This is a genomic window from Aeromonas sp. sif2433 (assembly GCF_019218705.1).
In the GTDB taxonomy this organism is placed as follows: Bacteria; Pseudomonadota; Gammaproteobacteria; order Enterobacterales; family Aeromonadaceae; genus Aeromonas; species Aeromonas encheleia.
Map to the genome: position 1 here is coordinate 132,488 of NZ_JAHUXD010000003.1, position 23,694 is coordinate 156,181.

18 protein-coding genes and 6 tRNA genes are annotated in these 23,694 nt (G+C 61.2%); 8 read left to right on the forward strand and 16 right to left on the reverse strand.

From position 1 onward, the window contains the following. Positions 1-3: 3 nt before the first annotated feature. From KW825_RS06005 to pbpG, 4 genes are all read left to right on the forward strand, one after another. On the forward strand, positions 4-2,856 hold the full coding sequence (locus KW825_RS06005; protein ID WP_218328628.1) for a valine--tRNA ligase: 2,853 nt from the start codon (positions 4-6) through the stop codon (positions 2,854-2,856). 242 nt (positions 2,857-3,098) lie between these two features. Next, a complete protein-coding gene (locus KW825_RS06010; protein ID WP_042652052.1) occupies positions 3,099-4,391 on the forward strand; it encodes a hemolysin family protein in 1,293 nt (430 codons plus the stop codon). 18 nt (positions 4,392-4,409) lie between these two features. Beyond that, a complete protein-coding gene (locus tag KW825_RS06015) occupies positions 4,410-5,075 on the forward strand; it encodes a DedA family protein (RefSeq protein ID WP_042652051.1) in 666 nt (221 codons plus the stop codon). Positions 5,076-5,222: 147 nt separating this feature from the next. Further along, positions 5,223-6,050 carry a D-alanyl-D-alanine endopeptidase gene (pbpG, locus tag KW825_RS06020; RefSeq protein ID WP_218328629.1) on the forward strand — a complete coding sequence of 276 codons (828 nt, stop codon included), beginning with the start codon at positions 5,223-5,225 and terminating at the stop codon, positions 6,048-6,050. Between the two features lie 304 nt (positions 6,051-6,354). Here the strand turns inward: pbpG and KW825_RS06025 are convergent. From KW825_RS06025 to pncC, 12 genes are all read right to left on the reverse strand, one after another. Further along, positions 6,355-6,431, reverse strand: a tRNA-Arg gene (locus KW825_RS06025). A gap of 28 nt (positions 6,432-6,459) precedes the next feature. Further along, positions 6,460-6,536 (reverse strand) — tRNA-Arg (locus KW825_RS06030). 28 nt (positions 6,537-6,564) lie between these two features. Beyond that, positions 6,565-6,641: transfer RNA gene (locus KW825_RS06035), tRNA-Arg, on the reverse strand. A gap of 26 nt (positions 6,642-6,667) precedes the next feature. Continuing rightward, positions 6,668-6,744 (reverse strand) — tRNA-Arg (locus KW825_RS06040). 100 nt (positions 6,745-6,844) lie between these two features. Next, positions 6,845-6,921 (reverse strand) — tRNA-Arg (locus KW825_RS06045). Between the two features lie 3 nt (positions 6,922-6,924). Beyond that, positions 6,925-7,017: transfer RNA gene (locus tag KW825_RS06050), tRNA-Ser, on the reverse strand. A gap of 214 nt (positions 7,018-7,231) precedes the next feature. Continuing rightward, positions 7,232-7,420 carry a carbon storage regulator CsrA gene (gene csrA, locus KW825_RS06055; protein ID WP_005315760.1) on the reverse strand — a complete coding sequence of 63 codons (189 nt, stop codon included), beginning with the start codon at positions 7,418-7,420 and terminating at the stop codon, positions 7,232-7,234. A 93-nt stretch (positions 7,421-7,513) separates the two neighbouring features. Beyond that, positions 7,514-8,761: an aspartate kinase gene (locus KW825_RS06060; protein WP_042652049.1), complete on the reverse strand. Its 1,248-nt coding sequence runs from the start codon at positions 8,759-8,761 to the stop codon at positions 7,514-7,516. A 16-nt stretch (positions 8,762-8,777) separates the two neighbouring features. After that, positions 8,778-11,402, reverse strand: a complete 2,625-nt coding sequence (gene alaS, locus KW825_RS06065; RefSeq protein ID WP_042652048.1) for an alanine--tRNA ligase — start codon at positions 11,400-11,402, stop codon at positions 8,778-8,780. 327 nt (positions 11,403-11,729) lie between these two features. After that, the gene (locus KW825_RS06070) at positions 11,730-12,230 is read right to left on the reverse strand and encodes a regulatory protein RecX (RefSeq protein WP_218328630.1); all 501 of its coding nucleotides are present in this window, start codon (positions 12,228-12,230) and stop codon (positions 11,730-11,732) included. A gap of 35 nt (positions 12,231-12,265) precedes the next feature. Beyond that, on the reverse strand, positions 12,266-13,327 hold the full coding sequence (gene recA / locus KW825_RS06075) for a recombinase RecA (RefSeq protein ID WP_042652046.1): 1,062 nt from the start codon (positions 13,325-13,327) through the stop codon (positions 12,266-12,268). An 80-nt stretch (positions 13,328-13,407) separates the two neighbouring features. Next, on the reverse strand, positions 13,408-13,899 hold the full coding sequence (pncC, locus tag KW825_RS06080; protein ID WP_042652195.1) for a nicotinamide-nucleotide amidase: 492 nt from the start codon (positions 13,897-13,899) through the stop codon (positions 13,408-13,410). A 231-nt stretch (positions 13,900-14,130) separates the two neighbouring features. On the opposite strand from pncC, the gene KW825_RS06085 reads away from it, so the two are divergent. Together KW825_RS06085 and mutS are read left to right on the forward strand one after the other, a co-directional pair. Beyond that, positions 14,131-14,538 (forward strand): Spy/CpxP family protein refolding chaperone, encoded by a 408-nt coding sequence (locus KW825_RS06085; protein ID WP_232018896.1) that lies wholly within the window; start codon positions 14,131-14,133, stop codon positions 14,536-14,538. 295 nt (positions 14,539-14,833) lie between these two features. Continuing rightward, positions 14,834-17,410, forward strand: coding sequence for a DNA mismatch repair protein MutS (gene mutS / locus KW825_RS06090; protein WP_218328631.1), 2,577 nt, complete (start codon positions 14,834-14,836; stop codon positions 17,408-17,410). A gap of 78 nt (positions 17,411-17,488) precedes the next feature. Here mutS and KW825_RS06095 read toward each other — a convergent pair whose 3' ends face one another. Together KW825_RS06095 and KW825_RS06100 are read right to left on the reverse strand one after the other, a co-directional pair. Beyond that, entirely contained in the window at positions 17,489-19,087 is a 1,599-nt protein-coding gene (locus KW825_RS06095; RefSeq protein WP_042652044.1) for a BCCT family transporter, read from the reverse strand. 9 nt (positions 19,088-19,096) lie between these two features. Continuing rightward, positions 19,097-19,624, reverse strand: coding sequence for a hypothetical protein (locus tag KW825_RS06100; RefSeq protein ID WP_218328632.1), 528 nt, complete (start codon positions 19,622-19,624; stop codon positions 19,097-19,099). A gap of 162 nt (positions 19,625-19,786) precedes the next feature. Here KW825_RS06100 and KW825_RS06105 point away from each other — a divergent pair, with 162 nt between their 5' ends. Continuing rightward, complete coding sequence (locus KW825_RS06105; RefSeq protein WP_042652043.1) at positions 19,787-20,257, forward strand: MarR family winged helix-turn-helix transcriptional regulator; 471 nt, start codon at positions 19,787-19,789, stop codon at positions 20,255-20,257. A gap of 70 nt (positions 20,258-20,327) precedes the next feature. Here KW825_RS06105 and KW825_RS06110 read toward each other — a convergent pair whose 3' ends face one another. Next, the gene (locus KW825_RS06110) at positions 20,328-20,909 is read right to left on the reverse strand and encodes a YjaG family protein (RefSeq protein WP_042652042.1); all 582 of its coding nucleotides are present in this window, start codon (positions 20,907-20,909) and stop codon (positions 20,328-20,330) included. Positions 20,910-21,069: 160 nt separating this feature from the next. Here KW825_RS06110 and KW825_RS06115 point away from each other — a divergent pair, with 160 nt between their 5' ends. Continuing rightward, complete coding sequence (locus KW825_RS06115) at positions 21,070-22,014, forward strand: D-2-hydroxyacid dehydrogenase (RefSeq protein WP_218328633.1); 945 nt, start codon at positions 21,070-21,072, stop codon at positions 22,012-22,014. 74 nt (positions 22,015-22,088) lie between these two features. Here the strand turns inward: KW825_RS06115 and mepM are convergent, their stop codons facing one another. Then, positions 22,089-23,426 carry a murein DD-endopeptidase MepM gene (gene mepM / locus KW825_RS06120; RefSeq protein ID WP_218328634.1) on the reverse strand — a complete coding sequence of 446 codons (1,338 nt, stop codon included), beginning with the start codon at positions 23,424-23,426 and terminating at the stop codon, positions 22,089-22,091. Positions 23,427-23,694 lie beyond the last annotated feature (268 nt).

Below are 23,694 nucleotides of genomic sequence, written 5' to 3' on the forward strand. Positions count from 1 at the left end.
ACCATGGAAAAGACTTTTAATCACAACGCCATCGAACAGGCGCTCTACCAGCACTGGGAATCCCAGGGTTACTTCAAGCCCCACGGTGACACCAGCAAAGACTCCTTCTGCATCATGATCCCGCCGCCGAACGTCACCGGCAGCCTGCACATGGGTCATGCCTTCCAGCAGACACTGATGGACACCCTGATCCGCTACAACCGCATGCAGGGCAAGAACACCCTGTGGCAGGCGGGCTGTGACCACGCCGGTATCGCCACCCAGATGGTGGTGGAGCGCAAGATCGCCGCCGAAGAGGGCAAGACCCGTCACGACTACGGCCGTGATGCCTTCATCGACAAGATCTGGCAGTGGAAGGAAGAGTCCGGCGGCACCATCACCCGTCAGATGCGTCGCCTCGGTGACTCAGTGGACTGGGAGCGCGAGCGCTTCACCATGGACGAGGGCCTCTCCGAAGCCGTACAGGAAGTGTTCGTGCGTCTCTACGAAGATGGCCTGATGTACCGTGGCAAACGCCTGGTGAACTGGGATCCCAAGCTCAACACCGCCATCTCCGATCTGGAAGTGGAAAACCGCGAGATCAAAGGCCACATGTGGCACCTGCGTTATCCGCTGGCGAACGGCGCCAAGACCGCCGAAGGCCAGGATCACCTGATCGTCGCCACCACCCGTCCCGAGACCATGCTGGGTGATACCGCCGTCGCCGTGAACCCGGAAGACCCGCGTTACAAGGCGTTGATCGGCCAGCACATACTGCTGCCGCTGGTGAACCGCCTGATCCCCATCGTCGCCGACGAACACGCCGACATGGAGAAGGGCACCGGCTGCGTGAAGATCACCCCGGCCCACGACTTCAACGATAACGAAGTGGGCAAGCGCCACAACCTGCCGATGATCAACATCTTCACCCTGGACGCCCACGTGCGCGCCGAGGCCGAAGTAGTCGACACCAACGGCAACCCCTGCACCGCCTACGACGCCGCCCTGCCGGCCGAATTCGCCGGCATGGAGCGCTTCGCCGCCCGCAAGGCCATCCTGGCCAGGCTGGACGAGCTGGGCCTGCTGAGCGAAACCAAGGATCACGTGCTGCAACAGCCTTACGGCGATCGCGGCGGCGTGCCCATCGAACCCATGCTGACCGACCAGTGGTACGTGCGCGTGGCGCCCATGGCCAAGACCGCCATCGAGGCGGTGGAAGATGGTCGCATCCAGTTTGTGCCCAAACAGTACGAGAACATGTACTTCTCCTGGATGCGCGACATTCAGGACTGGTGCGTCTCCCGTCAGCTGTGGTGGGGTCACCGCATCCCGGCCTGGTATGACGAATCCGGCAAGGTCTACGTCGGTCGCGACGAGGCCGAGGTGCGCGCCAAGCACAACATCCCGTCCGTGACCGTGCTGCGTCAGGACGAAGACGTGCTCGACACCTGGTTCAGCTCCGCCCTGTGGACCTTCTCCACCCTGGGCTGGCCGAACAACACAGACGCGCTCAAGACCTTCCACCCGACCGACGTGCTGATGAGCGGCTTCGACATCATCTTCTTCTGGATTGCCCGGATGATCATGATGACCATGCACTTCATCAAGAACGAAGATGGCACCCCGCAGGTTCCCTTCAAGACCGTCTACATCACCGGCCTGATCCGGGATGAAGAGGGCCAGAAGATGTCCAAGTCCAAGGGCAACGTGCTGGACCCGCTCGACATGATCGACGGTATCAGCCTGGAAAATCTGCTGGAGAAGCGCACCGGCAACATGATGCAACCGCAGATGGCCGAGAAGATCGGCAAGCGCACCGCCAAGCAGTTCCCGGAAGGGATCGAGGCCCACGGCACCGACGCCCTGCGCTTCACCCTGGCGGCGCTGGCCAGCACGGGTCGTGACATCAACTGGGACATGAAGCGCCTGGACGGTTACAACAACTTCTGCAACAAGCTGTGGAACGCCTCCCGCTACGTGCTGATGAACACCGAACAGCAGGATTGCGGTCTGAATGGCGGCGAGATGCAGTTCAGCCTGGCGGATCGCTGGATCCAGTCCCAGCTGCAGGTCGCCATCCGCGACTTCCGCACCGCGCTCGACACCTACCGCTTCGACATGGCCGCCGGCGTGCTGTACGAATTTATCTGGAACCAGTTCTGCGACTGGTATCTGGAGCTGACCAAGCCGGTGCTGGGCAAGGGCTCCGAGGCCGAGCAGCGTGCCACCCGTCACACCCTGGTGACTGTGCTGGAAACCCTGCTGCGCCTGGCGCACCCCATCATTCCGTTCATCACCGAGACCATCTGGAAATCGGTGGCGCCGCTGACCGGGGTCCATGCCGACACCATCATGCTGCAGCCCTTCCCCGAGTTCGATGCCGCCAGGCTGGATGAGACCGCCATGGCGGATCAGGAGTGGGTGAAGGAGTTCATCGTCGGCATCCGCAACATCCGCGCCGAGATGAACGTGGCGCCGAGCGTGGGCCTCAACGTGCTGCTCCAGTGCGATGCCAAGGATGCCCAGCGCGCCGGTGACAACGAGGCCTTCCTCAAGTCCCTCGCTCGCCTGGAGTCCATCCGCGTGCTGGCGGACGGCGACGTCGCCCCGCTGTCGGTGAAGAAGCTGATCGGCAGCACCGAGCTGATGATCCCCATGGCCGGCCTCATCGACAAGGAAGCCGAGCTGGCCCGTCTGGCCAAAGAGGTGGCCAAGCTGGCCGGTGAATGCGCCCGTATCGAAGGCAAGCTCGGCAACGAGGCCTTCGTGGCCAAGGCGCCGGAGGCGGTCATCGCCAAGGAGCGCGAGAAGCTGGAGGAGTACCGCCTCCAGCTGGTCAAGCTGGAAGCCCAGCAGGTCGAGATCGCCGCCCTGTAAGCGACCCCGCTTCGCGACAAGCCCCCGTTTATCGGGGGCTTTTTTATTGGCTCACCGCCGGTCCCACCAGGCCGCAGCCTCCAGAGGATGGCGGCTCTCGGTTGTCCAGCGCCCGGCAAGGCCGCTTTTCTGCCCCACGCAATTGAAAAATTAGCGAGCCCAGTCACCCGCTTTCACAAGCGCATCGCCCGTAAATTCATTACACTGCCAGCGATCTTTTCTATTTGGAGTGCTGTCGCAGTATGGAAATATTGATCCTGCTCGGATTGATTTTGCTCAATGGCGTCTTCGCCATGTCGGAAATCGCCATCGTCACCGCGCGCAAGGCCCGCCTCAGCAAGATGGCAAGCGAAGGCAGCCGCTCCGCCGCCATTGCGCTCAAACTGGGCGAGAATCCGACCCATTTCCTCTCTGCCGTCCAGATAGGCATCACCAGCATCGGCCTGCTCAACGGTATCTACGGTGAATCCCTGCTGGCACAACCCTTCGCACAATGGCTGCAAGAGTGGGGCCTCTCCGCCAAGAGCAGCAGCCTGCTCGCCACTGTCATCGTGGTGGTGCTGGTCACCTACCTCTCCATAGTGGTGGGGGAGCTGGTCCCCAAGCGCCTCGGCCAGCTCAATGCCGAACGCATCGCCTGCCTGGTGGCCCGCCCCATGCAGTGGCTGGCGACCCTGACCCGCCCCTTCGTCTGGTTGCTGTCGGCCTCGACCCATGCCAGCCTGCGCATCCTGCGGGTCGATCAGAACAACAGCAACAACGTCACCCAGGAGGAGATCCACGCCATGCTGGTGGAAGGCTCCGAGGCTGGCATCATCGAGGATCAGGAACACACTATGTTACGGAATGTGTTTCGTCTCGACGAGCGCAGCCTGGCCTCCCTGATGGTGCCACGCAGCGACATCCGCTATCTGGATCTCTCCTTGCCACTGGAGACCAACCTGCAGCGACTGGTGGAGTATCGCCACAGCTTCTTCCCGGTCTGTGACGGCAGCCTGTCGGATCTGGTGGGCATCCTCAACGTCAACAAGGTGCTGCACGCCTACATCAAGGGGGAGCCCATCGATCTGGCGGCCCTCACCCAGGATGGCAGCCTGCTGCCGGAGACCCTCAACGGCCTCGAGCTGCTCAATCACTTCCGCGCCCACTCCGAACACATGGTGCTGGTGGTGGACGAGTATGGCGAGCTGCAGGGGCTGGTCACCCAGCAGGATCTGCTGGAGACCCTGGCCGGTGACTTCCAGCAGGAGGATGGTGAGGATAACTGGGCATTCCAGCGCGCCGACGGCAGCTGGCTGCTGGATGGCCTCATCCCCCTGCCGGAGCTGAAAGATTGTCTGGAGCTGGTCCGCTTGCCGGAAGAAGAAAAACATCACTATCACACCCTTGGAGGGCTTATCATGCTGCTCCTTGGTCGCCTTCCCCGGACCGGAGACCTGGTCACCCTGGAACAGTGGCAACTGGAAATTGTAGATATGGACGGCCTGCGCATCGACAAGGTGCTTGCCATGCCCTTGACCGACCAACCCAGCTAATCTGCGGAGTTTGCACGTATGGAGCAGTTTTACCACCTGGCTCACGCCTTCATTAATCAGGATCTGGCGACCCTGTCCGATCCCAAGATGGTCTTCATGGTCTATATCGTCCTGCTGACCTTCCTGGTGTTGGAGAATGGCTTCATCCCGACCGCCTTCCTGCCCGGCGACACCCTGCTGATCCTGACCGGCGTGCTCATCTATCAGGGCGTGCTGCCACTGGCGGTCATTCCGCTGCTGATCATGGCTACCTTCGTCGGCACCTGGTGCGGCTACATGCAGGGGCGCTTTCTCGGCCATACCCAGATGTACCACAGGCTGATGTCCCACCTGGACGACAAACACAAGGAGAAGGTGCACTACCTGCTCAACAAGTACGGCATCATCACCCTCATCACCGCCCGCTACATCGCCTTCGTGCGCACCGCCTATCCCTACATCGTCGGCGCCAACGAGATACCGCAGGGGCGCTTCCTCATCGTCAACCTGATCAGCTCCATCATGTGGATCTGCCCCCTGGTCGGGCTGGGTTATTACCTGAGCCACACCAAGCTGGCCGCACAGTATGAGTCCCAGTTCCTCAGCATCATCCTCTGCCTGCCGCTGGTGCTGCTGGTCGGCGGACTCATCGCGCTGATCTGGCGCTGGCTGAGCAAACGCAAGGCCCCCGCCTCCCGGGATTGAGGCAAAGGCTGAGACAAATCATCAGGGTCGCCAGGGGCGGCCCTTTTTTATGGAAATAATGACGAATTCCTCGCCGCCGCTCTTGTAAAGCAAGGGCAAAAATGAGTGAATCTAGCGCCTTTTTTCGCTGTGGATGGAGTCGGTTGTATGGGGTGTCGAATTCGCGCAATTGCGCTGCTGTGTGGGTTGGCTGGATTGCTCGGATTGCCTGCGGCCCTGGCGGCGCCCAACCCGGCCAATCTGAAGTTGCAATCGGGCAGTGCTCTGGTGATGGACGTCAACACGGGCAAGACGCTCTATCAGAAGAATGCCACCCGGGTGCGTCCCATCGCCTCCCTCACCAAGCTGATGACCGCCCTGGTGGTGCTGGATGCCCGTCAGAGCCTGAGCCAGACCCTGACCGTCGATCAGAACGACAGGGACAACATCAAGCACACCTATTCCCGGGTGCGTTTCGGCACCAAGGTGACCCGCCGCGATGCCCTGCACCTGGCGCTGATGTCCTCAGAGAACCGCATGGCCTCGGCCCTGGCCCGTCACTACCCGGGTGGCCGCTCGGCCTTCATCCGCGCCATGAACAACAAGGCCAAACAGCTCGGCATGCGCAACAGCCGCTTCTATGACTCCACCGGCCTGTCGACCCGCAACGTCTCCACCGCCCAGGATCTGGCCAGGCTCATCTCGGCGGCCTATCGCCAGCCGCTGATCCGCCAGTTCACCCAGGACAGCAACATGGAGATGCGGTTCATGGCCCCGGCCTACAGCCTGATGTTCAACAACACCAACCCGCTGGTGAAGAATCCGGATTGGGACGTACGCCTCTCCAAGACCGGTTTCACCGACGAGGCGGGCCGCTGCCTGCTGATGCGCGCCAAGCCGGACCGCCAGGAGCTCGCCATAGTGCTGCTCAACTCGGTGGGCAAGCGCACCCCGATCGGGGATGCCAACCGCATTCGCAAGTGGCTCAAGAGCTGATCGCCTCACCAGAAATAAAAAAGGATGCCTTGGCATCCTTTTTTATTGCCCGCTGACGGGCACGGGGTCGATGACGCCAGGCGTGCCGGCACGCTCTGGGCGCAGCCAGGGCACTTGGCTGACGCCATACCATGACTGGGCGGCGGAGGCGCTATGAGACGATAGCGCAGGGGATAAGGCCTTAGAACGGGACATGCCGGCACCCTGACAGAGGCGGCGCCGAGTGCGAGCACGGCGCAGGCATATCGTCATCCGGCTGCGGCCCATAAAAAAACAGCCCCGACCGAAGTCGAGGCTGTCTGTATGGTGCGCCCGGGAGGATTCGAACCTCCGACCACCTGGTTCGTAGCCAGGTACTCTATCCAGCTGAGCTACGGGCGCTCATTAACTGTTAACACTGCTTTCAAAATGGTGCGCCCGGGAGGATTCGAACCTCCGACCACCTGGTTCGTAGCCAGGTACTCTATCCAGCTGAGCTACGGGCGCTCACAAACTTTTGACACTGCTTTCAAAATGGTGCGCCCGAGAGGATTCGAACCTCTGACCACCTGGTTCGTAGCCAGGTACTCTATCCAGCTGAGCTACGGGCGCTCATAAATCTTTGATTTCACTTTAAATGGTGCGCCCGGGAGGATTCGAACCTCCGACCACCTGGTTCGTAGCCAGGTACTCTATCCAGCTGAGCTACGGGCGCCCTGATTTAAAACGATAAAAAAAGCCTACTTATCAGTAAGCCTTTTCTAAAGTGTCGACTTGCTGATGGTCAACACATGACTCTTGCTTGAGTCGTAATATGGTGCGCCCGGGAGGATTCGAACCTCCGACCACCTGGTTCGTAGCCAGGTACTCTATCCAGCTGAGCTACGGGCGCAAATGGCGGAGAAGGGGGGATTCGAACCCCCGATGCGGGTATAAGCCGCATACTCCCTTAGCAGGGGAGCGCCTTCAGCCTCTCGGCCACCTCTCCGTTTGCGGGGCTGATAATACTTCACAGGGATTTTTAGTCAAACACTTTTTTGGAGAAAACAGAGCGTTCGCTCAGCATTTGGCCAAAGAGTGGAATATTCAAACAATATCGGTACTTACCCTGTAGTTCCGCCCCCTGCGGGCCCATTCTGCCGGGCCAGAAAAACAAAAGGCGACACAGCAAGTGTCGCCTTAAAAGCAGCTATCGATGCGGCTTAGAAATTCGGTTGGCCCGGGACTTTCTCGGCCTGTATCCGCATGTAGATCTCTTCGCGGTGCACGGAGACCTCTTTCGGTGCGTTCACACCGATACGAACCTGATTGCCTTTAACGCCCAGTACGGTGACAGTCACTTCGTCACCAATCATCAGGGTTTCCCCTACACGACGAGTCAAAATAAGCATTCGCTTGCTCCTGTATCCTGTTTTGTATTTATATCGATATGCGACATTATCTTACAAAGATACCGATATGGTAAATGGTTGAAACTAAATCAATCAGGGATTGTTCCCCAAGGGCTGCTCATGAGGCTCATTATCCAGCCCGAAAGCGGAGTGCAACGCGCGCACCGCCAGCTCCAGGTACTTCTCGTCAATCACTACGGATATCTTGATTTCAGAGGTGGAAATCAACTGCATGTTGATCCCCTCCTCGCCCAATACCTTAAACATGGTGCGAGCGACGCCGGGGTGATTCCACATGCCGACCCCAACGATGGAGACCTTGGCGATCTCCCCGTTGCCCTGCACGCAGGCGGCCCCCAGCTCGGTGGCGGTCTCCTCCAGCAGCGCACGGGCCCGGCGATAGTCATCCCGATTCACCGTGAAGGTAAAATCGGCGGTGCCATCCCCCAGGGTGTTCTGCACTATCATGTCGACATCAATGTTGGCATCGCTGATCGGATTGAGGATCTGCGCCGCCACGGTGGGCCTGTCCGGCACACCCAGAATGGTCAGGCTGGCCTCATTGCGATTGAACGCGATGCCGGATACCAGGGGTGCTTCCATCCTCTCATCTCCATATGTGATCAAGGTTCCCTCTCCGTCGACAAAACTCGACAGCACCCGCAGTGGCACGCGGTACTTGCCCGCGAACTCCACCGAACGGATCTGCAGCACCTTGGCCCCCAGGCTCGCCATCTCCAGCATCTCCTCGAAGGTGATGGTGGAAAGGCGCCTGGCCTTGGGCTCGATGCGCGGATCAGTGGTATAGACCCCATCCACATCGGTAAAGATCTGGCATTCATCGGCCTTGATGGCCGCCGCGACCGCCACCGCCGTGGTATCCGAACCGCCACGCCCCAGGGTCGTGATGGCGTTGTGCTCATCGCGGCCCTGGAAACCGGCGATCACCACCACCTTGCCCGCGCTCAGTGCAGACTGAACCTGCTCGGTATCTATGTGGCTGATCCTGGCCTTGCCATAGGCGGAATCGGTGTGGATACGCACCTGATCACCGGTCATTGAGACCGCAGCACAACCCCGTTTGTTCAACGCGATTGCCAGCAGCGCTATGGTGACCTGCTCACCGGTGGAGACCAGCACATCCATCTCGCGCCGATTGGCATCAGGATCCAGTTGCTGGGCCATGCCCAGCAACCGGTTGGTTTCGCCCGACATGGCGGACACCACCACCACCACATCGTGTCCTTGGGCTCGGCTCAGCTGAACCCGCTCAGCCACCGCCTCGATCCGCTCCAGCGTGCCGACCGAGGTGCCGCCGTACTTCTGTACATAAAGTGCCACAGATCACCTCGCCCGTTTACAGGCGCTCTTCCAACCAGGAGTGAACGGATTGCAGCGCCGCCGGCACGGCTTCTGGCTGGGTTCCCCCCGCCTGGGCCATGTCGGGACGACCACCGCCCTTGCCGCCCACCTGCTGGGCTACCAGGTTGACCAGCTCGCCGGCCTTCACCTTGGCGGTCAGATCGTTGGTCACACCGGCGATCAGGTTGACCTTGTCATCGCTGCTGGTCGCCAGCAGCACGACACCGGACTTCATCCGGTTCTTCAGCTCGTCCAGCATGCCGCGCAGGGACTTGGGATCGGCCCCGTCCAGTGCGGCGATCAGCACCTTCTGACCCTTGATCTCGACCACCTGGCTCAGCAGGTCGCTGCCGGCCTGAGCGGCCAGCTTGGCCTTGAGCTGCTCCAGCTCGCGTTCCATCATCCTGGACTTGTCCAGCAGCTGGCGCACCTTGCTGCCGATGGAGAACTGATCCCCTTTCACCAGGGCCGCGGCTTCTTCAAACTGCTCTGCCAGCTGGTGCATGAAGTCGATGGCGCCCTTGCCGGTCACCGCCTCGATGCGGCGCACCCCGGCGGCGACACCGCTCTCGGCGATGATCTTGAAGAAGCCGATGTCACCGGTACGCTTGGCGTGAGTACCGCCACACAGCTCGGTGGAGTAGTCACCCATGCGCACGACCCGCACATCGTCTTCATATTTCTCGCCAAACAGCGCCATGGCGCCGGCGGACTTGGCCGCTTCCAGATCCATCACCTGGGTGACGACATCGTGGTTGGCACGGATCTGGGCGTTGACCAGCTCCTCAACCCGGCGAATGGTCGCCATGGTCAGGCCTTCGAAGTGGGAGAAGTCGAAGCGCATGCGATCGGCCCCGACCAGCGAGCCCTTCTGGGTCACGTGATCACCCAGCGCCTGGCGCAGGGCTGCGTGCAGCAGGTGGGTGACCGAGTGGTTCAGGGCCACGGCCTGGCGGCGCTCCCCATCGACCACGGCTTCCACCACGGCCCCCTTCTCCAGGGTACCCAGCTCCAGATAGCCCTTGTGAATGATGGCCTTGCCCGCTTTCTGGGTGTCGGTCACGGCGAAGATGCCGTCATCCACCTTGAGGATGCCGCTGTCACCCACCTGGCCGCCGGATTCGGCGTAGAAGGGGGTCTCGGCCAGCACGATCACGGCTTCTTCACCGGCGATCAGGCCGCTCACTTCAATAGCATCCTTGTAGATGCCGACCACCTGAGTCGTTTGGCTCAGCTGCTTGTAACCGGTAAATGGGGTCTCGAAATCGAGTTTCAACACCTCGTTGTAGTTCACACCGAAGCTGGAGGCCTCTTTCGCACGGGCGCGCTGCTTCTCCATCTCGACACGGAAACCTTCTTCGTCGATGCCGATCTCGCGCTCGCGCACCACATCGGCGGTCAAGTCCGCCGGGAAGCCGTAGGTGTCATACAACTTGAACACCACCTCGCCCGGGATGACCTTGGCATCACCCAGGTTCGCCAGCACGTCCTCCAGCAACAGCAAGCCGCGATCCAGAGTGCGGACGAACTGCTCTTCCTCGATGCGCAACACGCGCTCGACCAGCGGCAGCTGGGCGATGAGTTCAGGGCCTACGTCCTTCATCTGCACCGCGAGCTCGGCGGCCAGCTTGTAGAAGAACACCTCGGTGGCACCCAGCTTGCGGCCGTGACGCACGGCGCGGCGGATGATACGGCGCAGCACATAGCCACGACCCTCGTTGGAGGGCATGACACCGTCTGCCACCAGGAAGGCGCAGGAGCGGATGTGGTCGGCGATGACGCGCAGGGACTGATTGCTCAGATCTGTGGTGCCGACGATCTCGGCCGCCTTCTTGATCAGCGCCTGGAAGATGTCGATCTCGTAGTTGGAGTGGACGCCCTGCATGATGGCGGAGATGCGCTCCAGACCCATGCCGGTATCCACTGACGGACGAGGCAGCGGTTCCATGGTGCCGTCGGCCTGACGGTTGAACTGCATGAACACCACGTTCCAGATCTCGATGAAACGGTCGCCGTCCTCTTCCGGTGAGCCGGGAGGGCCACCCCAGAGGTGATCGCCGTGGTCATAGAAGATCTCGGTGCAGGGGCCGCACGGACCGGTATCGCCCATCTGCCAGAAGTTATCGGAGGCAAAGGGGGCGCCCTTGTTGTCGCCGATGCGTACGATGCGCTCGACTGGCACGCCCACTTCGTTTGCCCAGATGTTGAAGGCTTCATCATCCGTTTCATACACGGTGACCAGCAGGCGCTCTTTGGGCAGCTTGAGGGTCCCGGTCAGGAATTCCCAGGCAAAACGGATGGCGTCCTGCTTGAAATAGTCACCGAAGCTGAAGTTACCCAGCATCTCGAAGAAGGTGTGGTGACGAGCGGTATAGCCGACGTTTTCCAGGTCATTGTGCTTACCGCCGGCCCGCACGCAACGCTGGGCCGTGGTGGCCCGGTTATAGGCACGCTTGTCGGCGCCAAGGAAGGTATCCTTGAACTGGTTCATACCTGCGTTGGTGAACAGCAGGGTCGGGTCGTTATGCGGCACCAGCGAGCTGGAGGAGACAACCTGGTGCCCCTGGGAGCGGAAATACTCGAGAAACGCTGAGCGCAACTCTGACGTGGACATATACATGGGAAATCCTGCTTGATTCGAATACGGACTTTTAACCGCATTAATGTAAGTTTTCTGCGGGGTAAAGTAAAACGCGCAGGCCCGCCATGGGTGAAAAAGCACGCATCGCGGACGGACTCTCAGATTAGCAGGAGAATGGATACATTCTGCAGGAAGAAGAACGAGAGGCGGAAAGGTGTCGTTTGTGGCGCTAGGGCCCACCAGCGCCGGGCTAAATCGGCAGGCACCGCCGGGGATCTTGTTTGGAGCATCCTCCATTCGGCCAACTGATCGCCCCTATTGCGCTCAGACCAGTCAGGCAATAAGTGGCCGGTATGAACCGGGTCGTTACTCGCCCTGCTCCTGCATGGCCGAGATGGCATGACGGGCCTGACCCTGATTGAAGCCTCGCCCGAGCAGATACTTTAGCCACTTCATCCGCAACTTGAAGTCGCCCAGATCGCTCGCCCTGGCCCGACGTTGCAGCAGCTCGGATGCCAATTCGAACCAGTCCAGTTCAGGCTGCTCGAATGCGGTCTCTATCTGGGCATCGCTGAGCCCCTTGCGGCGCAGATCGAAGCGGATCTTGATGGGGCCCTGCCCCTTGGTGGCACCGGCCCGCACCGCCATGGCGCCATAGCGTTCGTCATCGATCCAGTGGTAGCCGCGGCAATAGTCGAGCACAGCGTCTATCACCTCTTCGTTGAAGCCCTGCCTGCGCAGCCGGCCGGCCAGCTCGGACTCGGCACTCTCGCGGCGAGCCAGGCTGCGCATGGCAAAGGCACGGGCCGCGGCGAACAGCTCCTCAAACGAGGGTTCGACGGGTTCGGGAATCGATTCATCAGCCATAAATGACAAGGCCGGGGGTTAGCCCGGCCTTCCTGTTATTCGAACTCTTGTTCGCTTTCGGCTTCGAGCTCGTCAGCGTCAGCCGCCACCGGCTTCTCGGCCGGCACATCACCGGAGAGCAGCAGCTCACGCAGTCTGGCTTCGACCTCGGCCGCCATCGCCTTGTTCTCGGAGAAGAGCTTCATCACGTTGGCCTTGCCCTGACCGATCTTCTCGCCGTTGTAGCTGTACCAGGCACCGGCCTTGTCGATCAGCTTGTGCTTGACGCCCAGATCCACCAGCTCGCCCTCCTTGGAGATACCGACACCGTAGAAGATCTGGAACTCGGCCTGCTTGAAGGGAGGGGCCACCTTGTTCTTGACTACCTTGACGCGGGTCTCGTTACCGACCACCTCATCACCGTCCTTGATGGCGCCGATGCGACGAATGTCGAGACGCACTGAGGCGTAGAACTTGAGCGCGTTACCACCCGTGGTGGTCTCGGGGCTGCCGAACATGACGCCAATCTTCATCCGGATCTGGTTGATGAAGATACAGAGGCAGTTCGCGTTCTTGATGTTGGCGGTCAGCTTGCGCAGCGCCTGGGACATCAGGCGTGCCTGCAGACCGACGTGGGAATCCCCCATCTCACCTTCAATTTCCGCCTTCGGCGTCAGGGCGGCCACGGAGTCGACGATGATGACGTCGACCGCGTTGGAGCGCACCAGCATGTCGCAGATCTCCAGCGCCTGTTCACCGGTATCCGGCTGGGAGATCAGCAGATCATCGACGTTGACGCCCAGCTTGGCGGCATAGATGGGATCCAGCGCGTGTTCCGCATCGATGAAGGCACAGACCTTGCCTTTCTTCTGGGCTTCTGCGATCACCTGCAGAGTCAGGGTAGTCTTACCAGATGATTCCGGACCGTAGATCTCGACGATACGACCACACGGCAGGCCGCCGATGCCCAGCGCCACGTCCAGGGAGAGGGAACCGGTGGAGATGGCTTCGATGTCCATGGTCTTGCTGTCGCCAAGACGCATGATTGAACCCTTGCCGAACTGCTTTTCAATCTGGCCCAGCGCAGCCGCCAGTGCCTTCTGTTTGTTCTGATCCATGCCAATCTCCGCTGGGAATCGTGATGAAGAAGTGAAGTCGGGCTAAGTATACTGTCTATTCATACAGTATCAAGCCCAATTTATCTGAGCAGGGCCAACAGCCCGGACAATGCCTGCCTGACCGCCTGCTGGCGAACCTGGCGCCGGTCGCCGTCGAAGCGGGCCAGCAAGGAGTGCTGACGCCCGCTCTTGTCCGCCCAGGCGAACCAGATGGTGCCAACCGGCTTGTCGTCGCTGCCGCCACCCGGCCCGGCGATGCCGCTGATGGCGACGCTGATCCCCGCGTCGGAGCGCGCCAGCGCGCCCCTGGCCATCTCCAGCACCACGGCCTCGCTGACGGCACCGTGGCGCAGCAGGTTGTCGATGCTGACCCCCAGCATCTGCTGCTTGGCCTCATTGGTGTAGGTGACGAACCCCCGATCGAACCAGCCTGAGCTGCCCGCGATGTCGGTGATGGCGGTGGCGACGCCGCCGCCGGTGCAAGACTCCGCCGTGGCGGCCAGCCAGCCCCGCGCCGTCAGCGCCTCGCCCAGCTCCCGGGATAAGCGGGCGATCTCTGTCTCAAGCCCCATCATCAATGCCCTCTTTGGCCAAACCCGGCTTCATTATGCGATCGCCCCGGACCCCGAGCAACCAACCAGCTCCCCCGTGGCGACCGGTTCAGACCAGGGACAGCAGCTGTCGCAGGATTTGCGCATAACGGCTAGCACATCAACAAGTTGTCATCGCTTAAGCTTCAGTACATGGGGGCTTCCTATAATCAGCAAGCACCGCCATGAGCGCGGTTCCAATGGAGAAAATAGATGAAGCATCAATTTAAAGTCGCCATGGCTGCCCTGGCGATCTGTTTTGCCACCAATACCATCGCCGCCGAAAGCGCCCCCGAGCTGCAGAGCGAGACCACTCTGGCACAGGAGCTGAACCTCTCCTCCGCACAAGTGGAACAGATCAAGGGTCTGCGTGAGCAGGCAGTCAAGAACATGAGCTCGGTCAAGCTCGACGCCATCGGTCAGGACGTCATCGTCAACATGATCAAGACCGGCAAGTGGGACGAGGCCGCCGCCAAGAAACAGCTGCAGACCATCAGCAGCGTGCAGGCCGAAGCCCGCTACTATCGCGCCCATTACCTGTTCGAAGTGAGCAAGGTGCTGACCGCCGAGCAGAAAACCAAGCTGCACGAGATGCTGAGTGGCGGCGAGGCCATGTACTAAGGGCTCATCCTGACGCTCTGACCACAATCCCCGCGCTGATGGCGGGGATTTTGCCCACCCCATTTCCACCCGCAATCGCCGATCCGGCAAGATACCCATAAAGGCAAGCCCCCTGATTCCCGGTGGACCGCACCATCAACTCCAGCCCTCTTTACCCCCTCCCTCCCGCACGACACAGACGCCCCAAAGACAGAGATAACTCCCCACCATCCGGCCCTGAGCATGTAGAATGGCCGCCAGATTCAGACCCATTACGGCAGACGCTTGCCCGCAAGAGCACCCTCTGGAATAGAACATGACAGCACAGCACCAAGCCACCGGCGCCAACCTGAGCGCCCATACTCCCATGATGCAGCAGTACCTTGGCCTCAAGGCCGAGAATCCCGAGATCCTGCTGTTCTACCGGATGGGCGACTTCTACGAACTCTTCTATGACGATGCCCGCAAGGCCTCCCAACTGCTCGACATCTCCCTGACCAAACGCGGCCAGTCGGCGGGCAGCCCCATCCCCATGGCGGGGGTGCCCTATCACGCCATCGAGGGTTACCTGGCCAAGCTGGTGCAGCTCGGCGAGTCCGCCGCCATCTGCGAACAGGTGGGGGATCCCGCCACCAGCAAGGGGCCGGTGGAACGCAGGGTCGTCCGCATCATTACCCCGGGCACCGTCTCCGATGAGGCGCTGCTCTCCGAGCGCCAGGACAACCTGATCGCCGCCGTCTACCACGACGGCCGCCGTTTCGGCTACGGCACCATGGACATCGGCTCGGGCCGCTTCTTCATCAACCAGTTCGACAAGGAAGAGACGTTACTGGCGGAGCTGCAACGCACCAATCCGGCCGAGCTGCTCTACCCGGAATCCTTCGAGTTCCTGCGCCACGTCGAGGGCCGCCGCGGCCTGCGCCGTCGTCCCGAGTGGGAGTTCGAGCTCGGCACCGCCCGCAAGCTGCTGTGCCAGCAGTTCGGCACCCAGGATCTGGTGGGCTTCGGGGTCGAGCAGAGCGAGACCGCGCTCTGCGCCGCCGGCTGCCTGATGCAGTACGTGAAAGACACCCAGCGCACCGCCCTGCCCCACATTCGCGGCGTGCGCCTCGAGCAGCCGGATCACGCGGTCATCATGGATGCCGCCACCCGCCGCAACCTGGAGCTGACCCAGAACCTGGCGGGAGGCTATGAGAATACCCTGGCCGAGGTGCTGGATCGCACCGCCACCCCCATGGGCAGCCGCCTGCTCAAGCGCTGGATCCACCAGCCGATCCGCGATCGGGTGATCCTCAAGGGGCGCCAGAGCACCATCCAGAGCCTGATCGAACAGAACCTCTATGACGATCTCGGCAGCCTGCTGCGCCAGGTCGGCGACGTGGAGCGGGTGCTGGCCCGCCTCGCCCTGCGCTCGGCCCGCCCGCGCGACCTCACCCGTCTGCGCCAGGCCTTCCAGCAATTGCCCGAGCTGCAACGCCAGCTGGCCGACAGCCAGCACGAGGCGGTGCAACAGCTGGCCGAGCGGGCCAGCACCTTCCCCGAGCTGCTCGATCTGCTGGAAAGGTCGGTGATGGAGGTGCCGCCGGTGCTGATCCGCGATGGCGGCGTGATCCGCGACGGCTTCAACCAGGAGCTGGACGAGCTGCGGGATCTGGCCAACGGCGCCACCGCCAGCCTGGCCCGCATCGAGGAGCGCGAGCGGCTGCTGACCGGCATCAACACCCTCAAGGTGGGTTACAACAGGGTACACGGCTTCTATATCGAGGTGAGCCGCGCCAACAGCCAGCTGGTACCGGCCCACTACATCCGTCGCCAGACCCTGAAGAACAACGAACGCTACATCATCGACGAGCTGAAAAAATACGAGGACAAGGTGCTCACCGCCCAGGCCCAGGCGCTGGCGCTGGAGAAGCGGCTGTACGAGGAACTGCTCGACAACCTGCTGCCTCACCTCGGCGATCTGCAGGAATCCGCCGCCGCCCTGGCCGAGCTGGATGTGCTCGCCAACCTGGCGGAGCGGGCCGAGACCCTGGACTATCGCTGCCCGCAGCTCATCGACGAGGAGCAGATCCTGATCGAGGCGGGCCGCCATCCGGTGGTGGAGCAGGTGATGAGCGATCCCTTCATCGCCAACCCGATCCGGCTCGATCGGGCACGGCGCATGCTGATCATCACAGGCCCCAACATGGGCGGTAAGTCCACCTATATGCGCCAGACCGCCCTCATAGTGCTGCTGGCCCATATCGGGGCCTTCGTGCCCGCCGACAGCGCCCGCATCGGCCCCATCGATCGCATCTTCACCCGCATAGGGGCGTCGGATGATCTCGCCTCCGGTCGATCCACCTTCATGGTGGAGATGACCGAGACCGCCAACATCCTCAACAACGCCACCGCCCGCAGCCTGGTGCTGATGGACGAGATCGGCCGCGGCACCAGCACCTACGACGGTCTGTCGCTGGCCTGGGCCTGCGCCGAACAGCTGGCGAGCAAGATCGGCGCCTACACCCTGTTTGCCACCCACTACTTCGAGCTGACCCGCCTACCGGAGTTGATGGATGGCCTGGCCAACGTCCATCTGGACGCGGTTGAACACGGCGATACCATCGCCTTCATGCACGCGGTGCAGGAGGGGGCGGCCAGCCGCTCCTACGGCCTGCAGGTGGCGGCGCTGGCTGGGGTGCCCAAATCGGTGATAAGCCAGGCCCGCCACAAGCTGGCGGAGCTGGAGAGCGCGACCCCGGTCCATGCCAGCCAGGCCTCAAGCGGCGCGCGGCCTATGCCCGTGATCACCCAGCCCCATCCGGTGGTGGACGAGCTGGCGGCCGTGCGGCCCGACGAGCTGAGCCCCCGCCAGGCGCTGGATCTGCTCTATCGCCTCAAGCAGCTGCTGTAACCCGTCCGGCCGACGCCACAGACAAAAAAGGGGAACCTCGCGGTTCCCCTTTTTCATTGCACTCCTTGCCCTGGAGCATCAGGCCGGACCTATGCGATCCAGCAGGCTCATGTGGGAGGAGCTGTCGTGGCGCTTGAGGTTCTGCCGGTATTCGAACTGGTGCTGGCTCTCCTGCTTGAGGCCCAGCATCAGCGAATAACACATGGCCAGCATGATCAACGAAAACGGCAGCGCGGCTATGATGCTGGCCGCCTGCAGGGCCGCCAGTCCACCGGACACCAGCAGGATGGCGGCTACCAGCCCCTGACCCAGCCCCCAGATGGCGCGGTGCAGCACGGGAGGCTCCTGATCGCCGATGGAGAGCAGGGTGGTGATGACCAGCGTGCCCGAGTCACTGGAGGTGATGAAGTAGGTGCAGATCAGCAGGGTCAGCACCCCCTTGGCGATCCAGCCGAAGGTGTCCCAGTGCAACAGCTCCACCGTCTGGTAGAGCGCCAGGGTCACGTCCTGGTTGACCGCCGCCACCACGCCGCCGCCACCGAACAGCTCCAGGTTCATGGCGGTACCGCCAAACACGGTGAGCCAGAACATGCCGAGCAGGGAGGGCACCAGCAGCACGCCGAGCACGAACTCACGGATGGTGCGGCCCTTGGAGATGCGGGCGATGAACATGCCGACGAAGGGAGCCCAGGCTATCCACCAGCCCCAGTAGAAGGCGGTCCAGCTCGATTGCCAGGCCGAAGTGCCGTTGGCCTCGGTGTTGGTCCAGAAGCTCAGCTTGACGATGTTCTGCAGGTAGTCACCGATGTTCTGCACATAGGCGTTGAGGATGTAGGTGGTCGGACCCAGCACCAGGAAGAGAGCGAGCACGAACACGCTGAGCCAGATGTTGAGCTCGGAGAGCAGCTTGACCCCGCGCCCCACCCCGGAGACCGCCGACAGGGTGGCGATCAGGCTGATGCCGCCGATGAGCCAGAGCTGGTTGCTCTGCGAGACCCCCATGCCGAACATCTGGTTGAGGCCGGTGTTCATCTGGGAGACGCCGAGGCCGAGGGAGGTCGCCACCCCGAATACGGTGCCGAACACCGCCAGCACGTCGGCGGCATGGCCCCAGAAGCCGTAGATCCGTTCACCCAGGATGGGATAGAGCACCGAACGGATGGCCAGCGGCAGCTTGCGACGATAGCTGAAGAAGGCCAGCGACAGGCCGACGATCACATAGATGGCCCAGGGGTGCAGACCCCAGTGGAAGAAGGTGAGGCGCATCGCGACCTGGGCCGCCTCCGGCGTCATCCCCTCGGTGATGAAGGGATTGCCCTGCAGGTGATTCATGGGCTCGGCGATGCTCCAGAACACCAGACCTATGCCCATGCCGGCGCTGAACAGCATGGAGAACCAGGCGAAGTAGCCGAACTCCGGTACCTGGTCGTCGTCGCCCAGCCGGATGCTGCCGAAACGGCTGAACATCAGATAGACGGCGAAGAACAGAAACAGGGCGACGACCAGAATGTAGTACCACTTGAAGCCGGCGATGATCTGATCCTTGGCACCGACGAACCAGGCGGCGGCCGTCTCGGGAACGAACACGCCAAACAGCAGAAACAGGGTCACGACGGTGAGGGCCGTCATGGCCATGGTGGGGTTGAGGCCTTTCAGTAGCCCTTTGGTTGCTCTCATCGGGCCTCCTTAGTCATTGTTGAAAAAATCTTCGCCCACGTGCTCGCCCGCACCACCGATGGCGCGATAGACCATCTGGCCCGCCGCCCGGGCACGGTGATCCACCAGGGTGACCGAAGGCTGGCCGTTCACCGCGTGGCGTTTGCCGAGGAAGATGGCCATGGGCACGCCCAGATTGGAGATGCCACTGGTGATCCAGAGCCGGTTGAAGTCGTAGGAGCCACCGATGAACTCGAGCTGGGCCAGGCCGGTGTCGAGGCCGGTCAGGTAGAAGTTCATGGCGCTCTCGTCGGGGAACAGGTGCACCAGCACATAGGCATAGCGTATTTCGTTCACCAACTCCTTTAGACTGAAAGCACCTGTGTCGCTGTAGGAGAGCGGCAGCTCGCCATCATAGTGGTGCACTTTCAGGTTGTTGGGGTCTTCATCATAGGCGGGCTGATAACGCACGAAAGCCGAGGTATCCGGCAGTTCATAACGTACTCTGACCACCCGGAGATCGGCAACCAGCGACTTGATATCCAGATCGTTGCTCATCATTTCGTTCCTCAAAATCGGGTTATAATTCGGAAATTACCCGATAACCTAACACAAAAATCATTAGAGCAGAAATCATTAGACCAAAAACCATATTGACCTTGTGACGAATTAGGCGGAGAATTTTGCGCCTCTCAACTGCTCCGCAATGACTCAAACCCCATGGAAAAACATGATGAAGTGCTGGTCGCATTGCGCCAGATCATCCGTGCCATCGACATGCACTCCAAGCGCTTGATCAAGGAAGCCGGGCTGACCTCGCCGCAGCTCCTGCTGCTCAAGGGGATCAACGAGCTGGGGCAGATCTCCATGCGCCAACTGGCCGATCACACCAACATGAGTCAGGCCACCGCGACCACCATCATGGATCGGCTCGAGAGCCGCCAGCTGGTGCAGCGCATTCGCAGCGAAACCGACAAGCGCAAGGTGCATGCGACACTGACTGACGCGGGTCGCGCCCTGCTGGCGCAGGCCCCCACCCCGCTGCAGGAGAGTTTCATCCAGCGCTTCCAGGCGCTGGAAACCTGGGAGCAGAGCCTGCTGCTCTCCTCCCTGCAGCGGATCTCGTCGATGATGAATGCCCACGAGATCGATGCCGCACCTGTGCTAAGCGTCAGACCGCTCACCGAGTAGCAGGCATAAAAAAAGCTCCCGAACGGGAGCTTTTTTGCATGGGGCTTTTTCTACAGCACCCGTGGCGGGGTCACTCTTCCAGGCTGATGCCGATGTTGGAGACGCCGTCCTGAGCCGCGAAGGTGCGGATCGCCAGGATGCGATCGCTGTCGCGCTCATGGGCCACCCGCTTGAGCAGCTCGACCTGAAACTCCAGCTCGGCCTCGATGTACTCGTGCTCGTAGAGTTCCTCATCGGTCAGCTCGCGCTCTTCCAGCATCTCGATGAAACCGGCCACTGTGCCCACCGAGGCATGGCTGGCATCTTCGGCTTCCTCGCCGACCCGGCAGATCACCGAGTTGTAGGCGCAGCCCAGTGCCACACAGGCATCCAGCGCCGGATAGGCGCCATAGGATTCGAACTTGCTGGGTTCCGGGATATAGACTTCAAACGCCTCCAGAATGGCGCCCAGATTGACGCGGGATCCCTTCACGGTGAGATAGTTCCACATCTGATCCAGCGCGTTGCGGAATGCCTTCGCATCACCGAAACCGGCGGCCTGGCTGAACAGCGCATAGTTGGGGTACATGCGCTCTGCCAGCGCCAGGGTGTAGACGGTCTGTTGCCAAGGCTGTAGCTCGGCCAGTCGCTTATAAAACTTGTCACCAAACACTGGAGTCGGATCCTTTGCAAAATGTGGGGCAGATTGTAGCCCACGAGGGGCCCTGCGAAAACGAAAAAGCGGCCTGGTCGGCTATCTTGCCCGATCAACTCGGGTAAGATGAGGACAGTACCTCCTCCGCCGTGCCGTAAACATGATAAGGAACAAGAGTATGAGCCAACGTACCCTGCTTCTGCTCAGCCAGGACAACAACCACTATGAGCGCCTGCTCAAGGCCGCCCGCCTTCCCCATCTGCACATACTGCGGGCCGACAACCAGAGCGATGCCGAGAAGATGATCGGCGAGGCCCACATCCTGATGGCCGAACCGGCGCGGGCCAAGCCGCTGCTGGCCAAGGCCGACAAGCTGAGCTGGATGCAGTCCACCTATGCCGGGGTCGATGTACTGCTGGACACCAGCTGCCGCCGCGACTATCAGCTGACCAATGTGCGCGGCATCTTCGGCCCGCTGATGAGCGAGTACGTGTTCGGCCAGCTGCTCAGCCTGTCGCGCCAGCTGCCGCGCTATCGCGAGCAGCAGCAGCAGCGACTGTGGCAGAGCCATCCCTATCAGGGGCTCAAGGGACGCACCATGCTGATCCTGGGCACCGGCAGCATAGGCCAGCATATCGCCAACACCGCCAAGCACTTCGGCATGAAGGTGCTCGGCATCAGCCACAGTGGCCACGAGCGCGCCGGCTTCGATCAGGTTTATCAGCTGCCAGCCCTCAACAAGATGCTGGCCCAGTCCGACATCATCGTCAGCGTCCTGCCCTCGACCCGCGAGACGCGTCACCTGTTCACCGCGGCCCGCTTCGCGCACTGCAAGCCGGACGCCATCCTGTTCAACGTCGGCCGGGGCAGTGCCATCCACGAAGGCGATCTGCTGGAGGCGCTGCGCGGTGGCAAGCTCGCCATGGCGGTACTGGATGTGTTCGAGCAGGAACCCCTGCCCACCGACAGCCCGCTCTGGCACCAGCCCAATCTGATCATCACCCCGCACAACAGCGCCTACAGCTTCCCGGAGGATGTGGCCCAGATCTTCGTGCGCAACTACATTCGCTTCATCGATGGTCAGCAGCTGGATGGACGGATCGACTTCGACAAGGGCTACTGAGTACGACGCCGGTCCCAACGAAAAGGCCCCGCCAGACTGGCGGGGCCTTTTTCATGGCCGGGATGAAACCGGGCTCAGCCCGCTGCCATCTCCTTGCGATAGCCCTTCACCTTGGCGAGGAACTGGCGCTTGTCCTTGCCGCTGAGGGGTTCTGCCATCGGCAGCTTGACCTTCATGGCATCGACCGGGCGGTTGTTGATCCGCACCTCATAATGCAGGTGAGCACCGGTGGAGCGCCCGGTGTTGCCGGAGAGCGCGATCTTGTCACCCATCTTCACCCGCTGACCGGGTTTCACCAGCAGCTTGCTCAGGTGCAGATAGCGCGTCATCAGGGTGCGACCGTGCTTGATGACCACATAGGTACCAGCCAGCGGGTGGCGGGTCGCCTTGAGCACCACGCCATCCCCGGTAGCCATGACGGGCGTGCCGACCGGCAGGGCGAAGTCGGTGCCCTCATGCGGACGAACCTGGCCGGTGATCGGGTGGCGCCGGTTCGGGTTGAAGCTGGAGCTGACCCGGTAGCGGCTGTGAGTCGGATAACGACGGAAGCCGCGCTCCAGGCTGTTCGCCTGACCGTCATAATAATTGCCATCTTCCGACAGCCAGGCCGATACCGCCTTGCCCTGGCTGAACACTTCCACTCCCAGCAGCTGGGTGTTGCCCGTACTCTTGCCCTCGACAGTCTCCTGACGGACCAGCACCTTGAACTTGTCACCCTTTTGCAGATCCTTGGCGAAATTCAGCCGCCACTGGAACAGGTTGGCAATCTTCTGGATATGGTTCGCCGGGATCCCCGCATTGCGGGCGCTGACATAGAAGCTGCCGTTGATGACGCCGTCATAGCTCTTCTGCTGCCACTGTACCTCTTCATTGAGCATGTTGGCGCTGTAGCTGTCGTCGGTGCGCTCCAGCACCAGGGTCTGCTTGATGTTCAAGCGGATCTTCAGCTGCTGCAGTATGTTGTCCTGATCGATCAGCAACTCTATGGTCTGGCCAGGCTTGAGGCGGGCCAGATTGTTCTTGGCATCCGCATCCAGCACCTTGTAGAGGGTGGTGGTCGAGAGCCCCAGATTGTTGAAGATGGTGGTCAGGTTTTCACCGTTGCGCACCCGGTAATCCTGCCACTGGGGCGTCGCATCGGCCGGAATGTCATCCTCCGGTGTCGCGGCCTCTACCAGCTCGTGATCCGGGATATCGTTGAAGTCGGTGTTGTCTTCGTTGGTTGCGGTGCCAGTAGTGGCGATCGGCAACTCCAGACGCAATGGCCGCTCCAGGATGTCACCCGGGGCTGGCAATACCGCTACCGCTGACAGCGTCATGGCCGTGAGCAATAACATGGCATAAAAATGTTTGCGGGGAACCGGGGGTTCCCAGTTGGCAGCCTGTGCTACCAAGGGACGGAGACGTTTCATCCGCTATCCTGTCATTAGATCTAAGGGTGGTAGTAAGGGGTCTGTTTTTATGTTTTTTTCTTATGAAAACCGAATATCTGGGTTTTAGACCTAATTACTCACAAAAAGTTCATAGCAATACGCATGAACCTCACATTTTATGCATAACTTCCTGTCATGGGCAGAAATCATCGCCGCTTTTAGTCATTTTTTTCTATTTTTAAGACCCGGGCCCGGTTGTTATTGCCCCTAAGCAACAAGATGTTGCGAAAAAATTGCCACGGAGTGG

Excerpts from the sequence above, each read along its gene's own strand:
- pncC (WP_042652195.1), bottom strand. The coding sequence starts at position 13,899 with ATGGGGCTTGAGACAGAGATCGCCCGCTTATCCCGGGAGCTGGGCGAG.
- recA (WP_042652046.1), bottom strand. The coding sequence starts at position 13,327 with ATGGATCAGAACAAACAGAAGGCACTGGCGGCTGCGCTGGGCCAGATT.
- mepM (WP_218328634.1), bottom strand. The coding sequence starts at position 23,426 with ATGAAACGTCTCCGTCCCTTGGTAGCACAGGCTGCCAACTGGGAACCC.
- KW825_RS06005 (WP_218328628.1), top strand. The coding sequence starts at position 4 with ATGGAAAAGACTTTTAATCACAACGCCATCGAACAGGCGCTCTACCAG.
- KW825_RS06070 (WP_218328630.1), bottom strand. The coding sequence starts at position 12,230 with ATGGCTGATGAATCGATTCCCGAACCCGTCGAACCCTCGTTTGAGGAG.
- KW825_RS06105 (WP_042652043.1), top strand. The coding sequence starts at position 19,787 with ATGGAAAAACATGATGAAGTGCTGGTCGCATTGCGCCAGATCATCCGT.
- mutS (WP_218328631.1), top strand. The coding sequence starts at position 14,834 with ATGACAGCACAGCACCAAGCCACCGGCGCCAACCTGAGCGCCCATACT.
- pbpG (WP_218328629.1), top strand. The coding sequence starts at position 5,223 with ATGGGGTGTCGAATTCGCGCAATTGCGCTGCTGTGTGGGTTGGCTGGA.
- alaS (WP_042652048.1), bottom strand. The coding sequence starts at position 11,402 with ATGTATATGTCCACGTCAGAGTTGCGCTCAGCGTTTCTCGAGTATTTC.
- csrA (WP_005315760.1), bottom strand. The coding sequence starts at position 7,420 with ATGCTTATTTTGACTCGTCGTGTAGGGGAAACCCTGATGATTGGTGAC.
- KW825_RS06095 (WP_042652044.1), bottom strand. The coding sequence starts at position 19,087 with ATGAGAGCAACCAAAGGGCTACTGAAAGGCCTCAACCCCACCATGGCC.
- KW825_RS06015 (WP_042652051.1), top strand. The coding sequence starts at position 4,410 with ATGGAGCAGTTTTACCACCTGGCTCACGCCTTCATTAATCAGGATCTG.
- KW825_RS06100 (WP_218328632.1), bottom strand. The coding sequence starts at position 19,624 with ATGAGCAACGATCTGGATATCAAGTCGCTGGTTGCCGATCTCCGGGTG.
- KW825_RS06010 (WP_042652052.1), top strand. The coding sequence starts at position 3,099 with ATGGAAATATTGATCCTGCTCGGATTGATTTTGCTCAATGGCGTCTTC.
- KW825_RS06085 (WP_232018896.1), top strand. The coding sequence starts at position 14,131 with ATGAAGCATCAATTTAAAGTCGCCATGGCTGCCCTGGCGATCTGTTTT.
- KW825_RS06115 (WP_218328633.1), top strand. The coding sequence starts at position 21,070 with ATGAGCCAACGTACCCTGCTTCTGCTCAGCCAGGACAACAACCACTAT.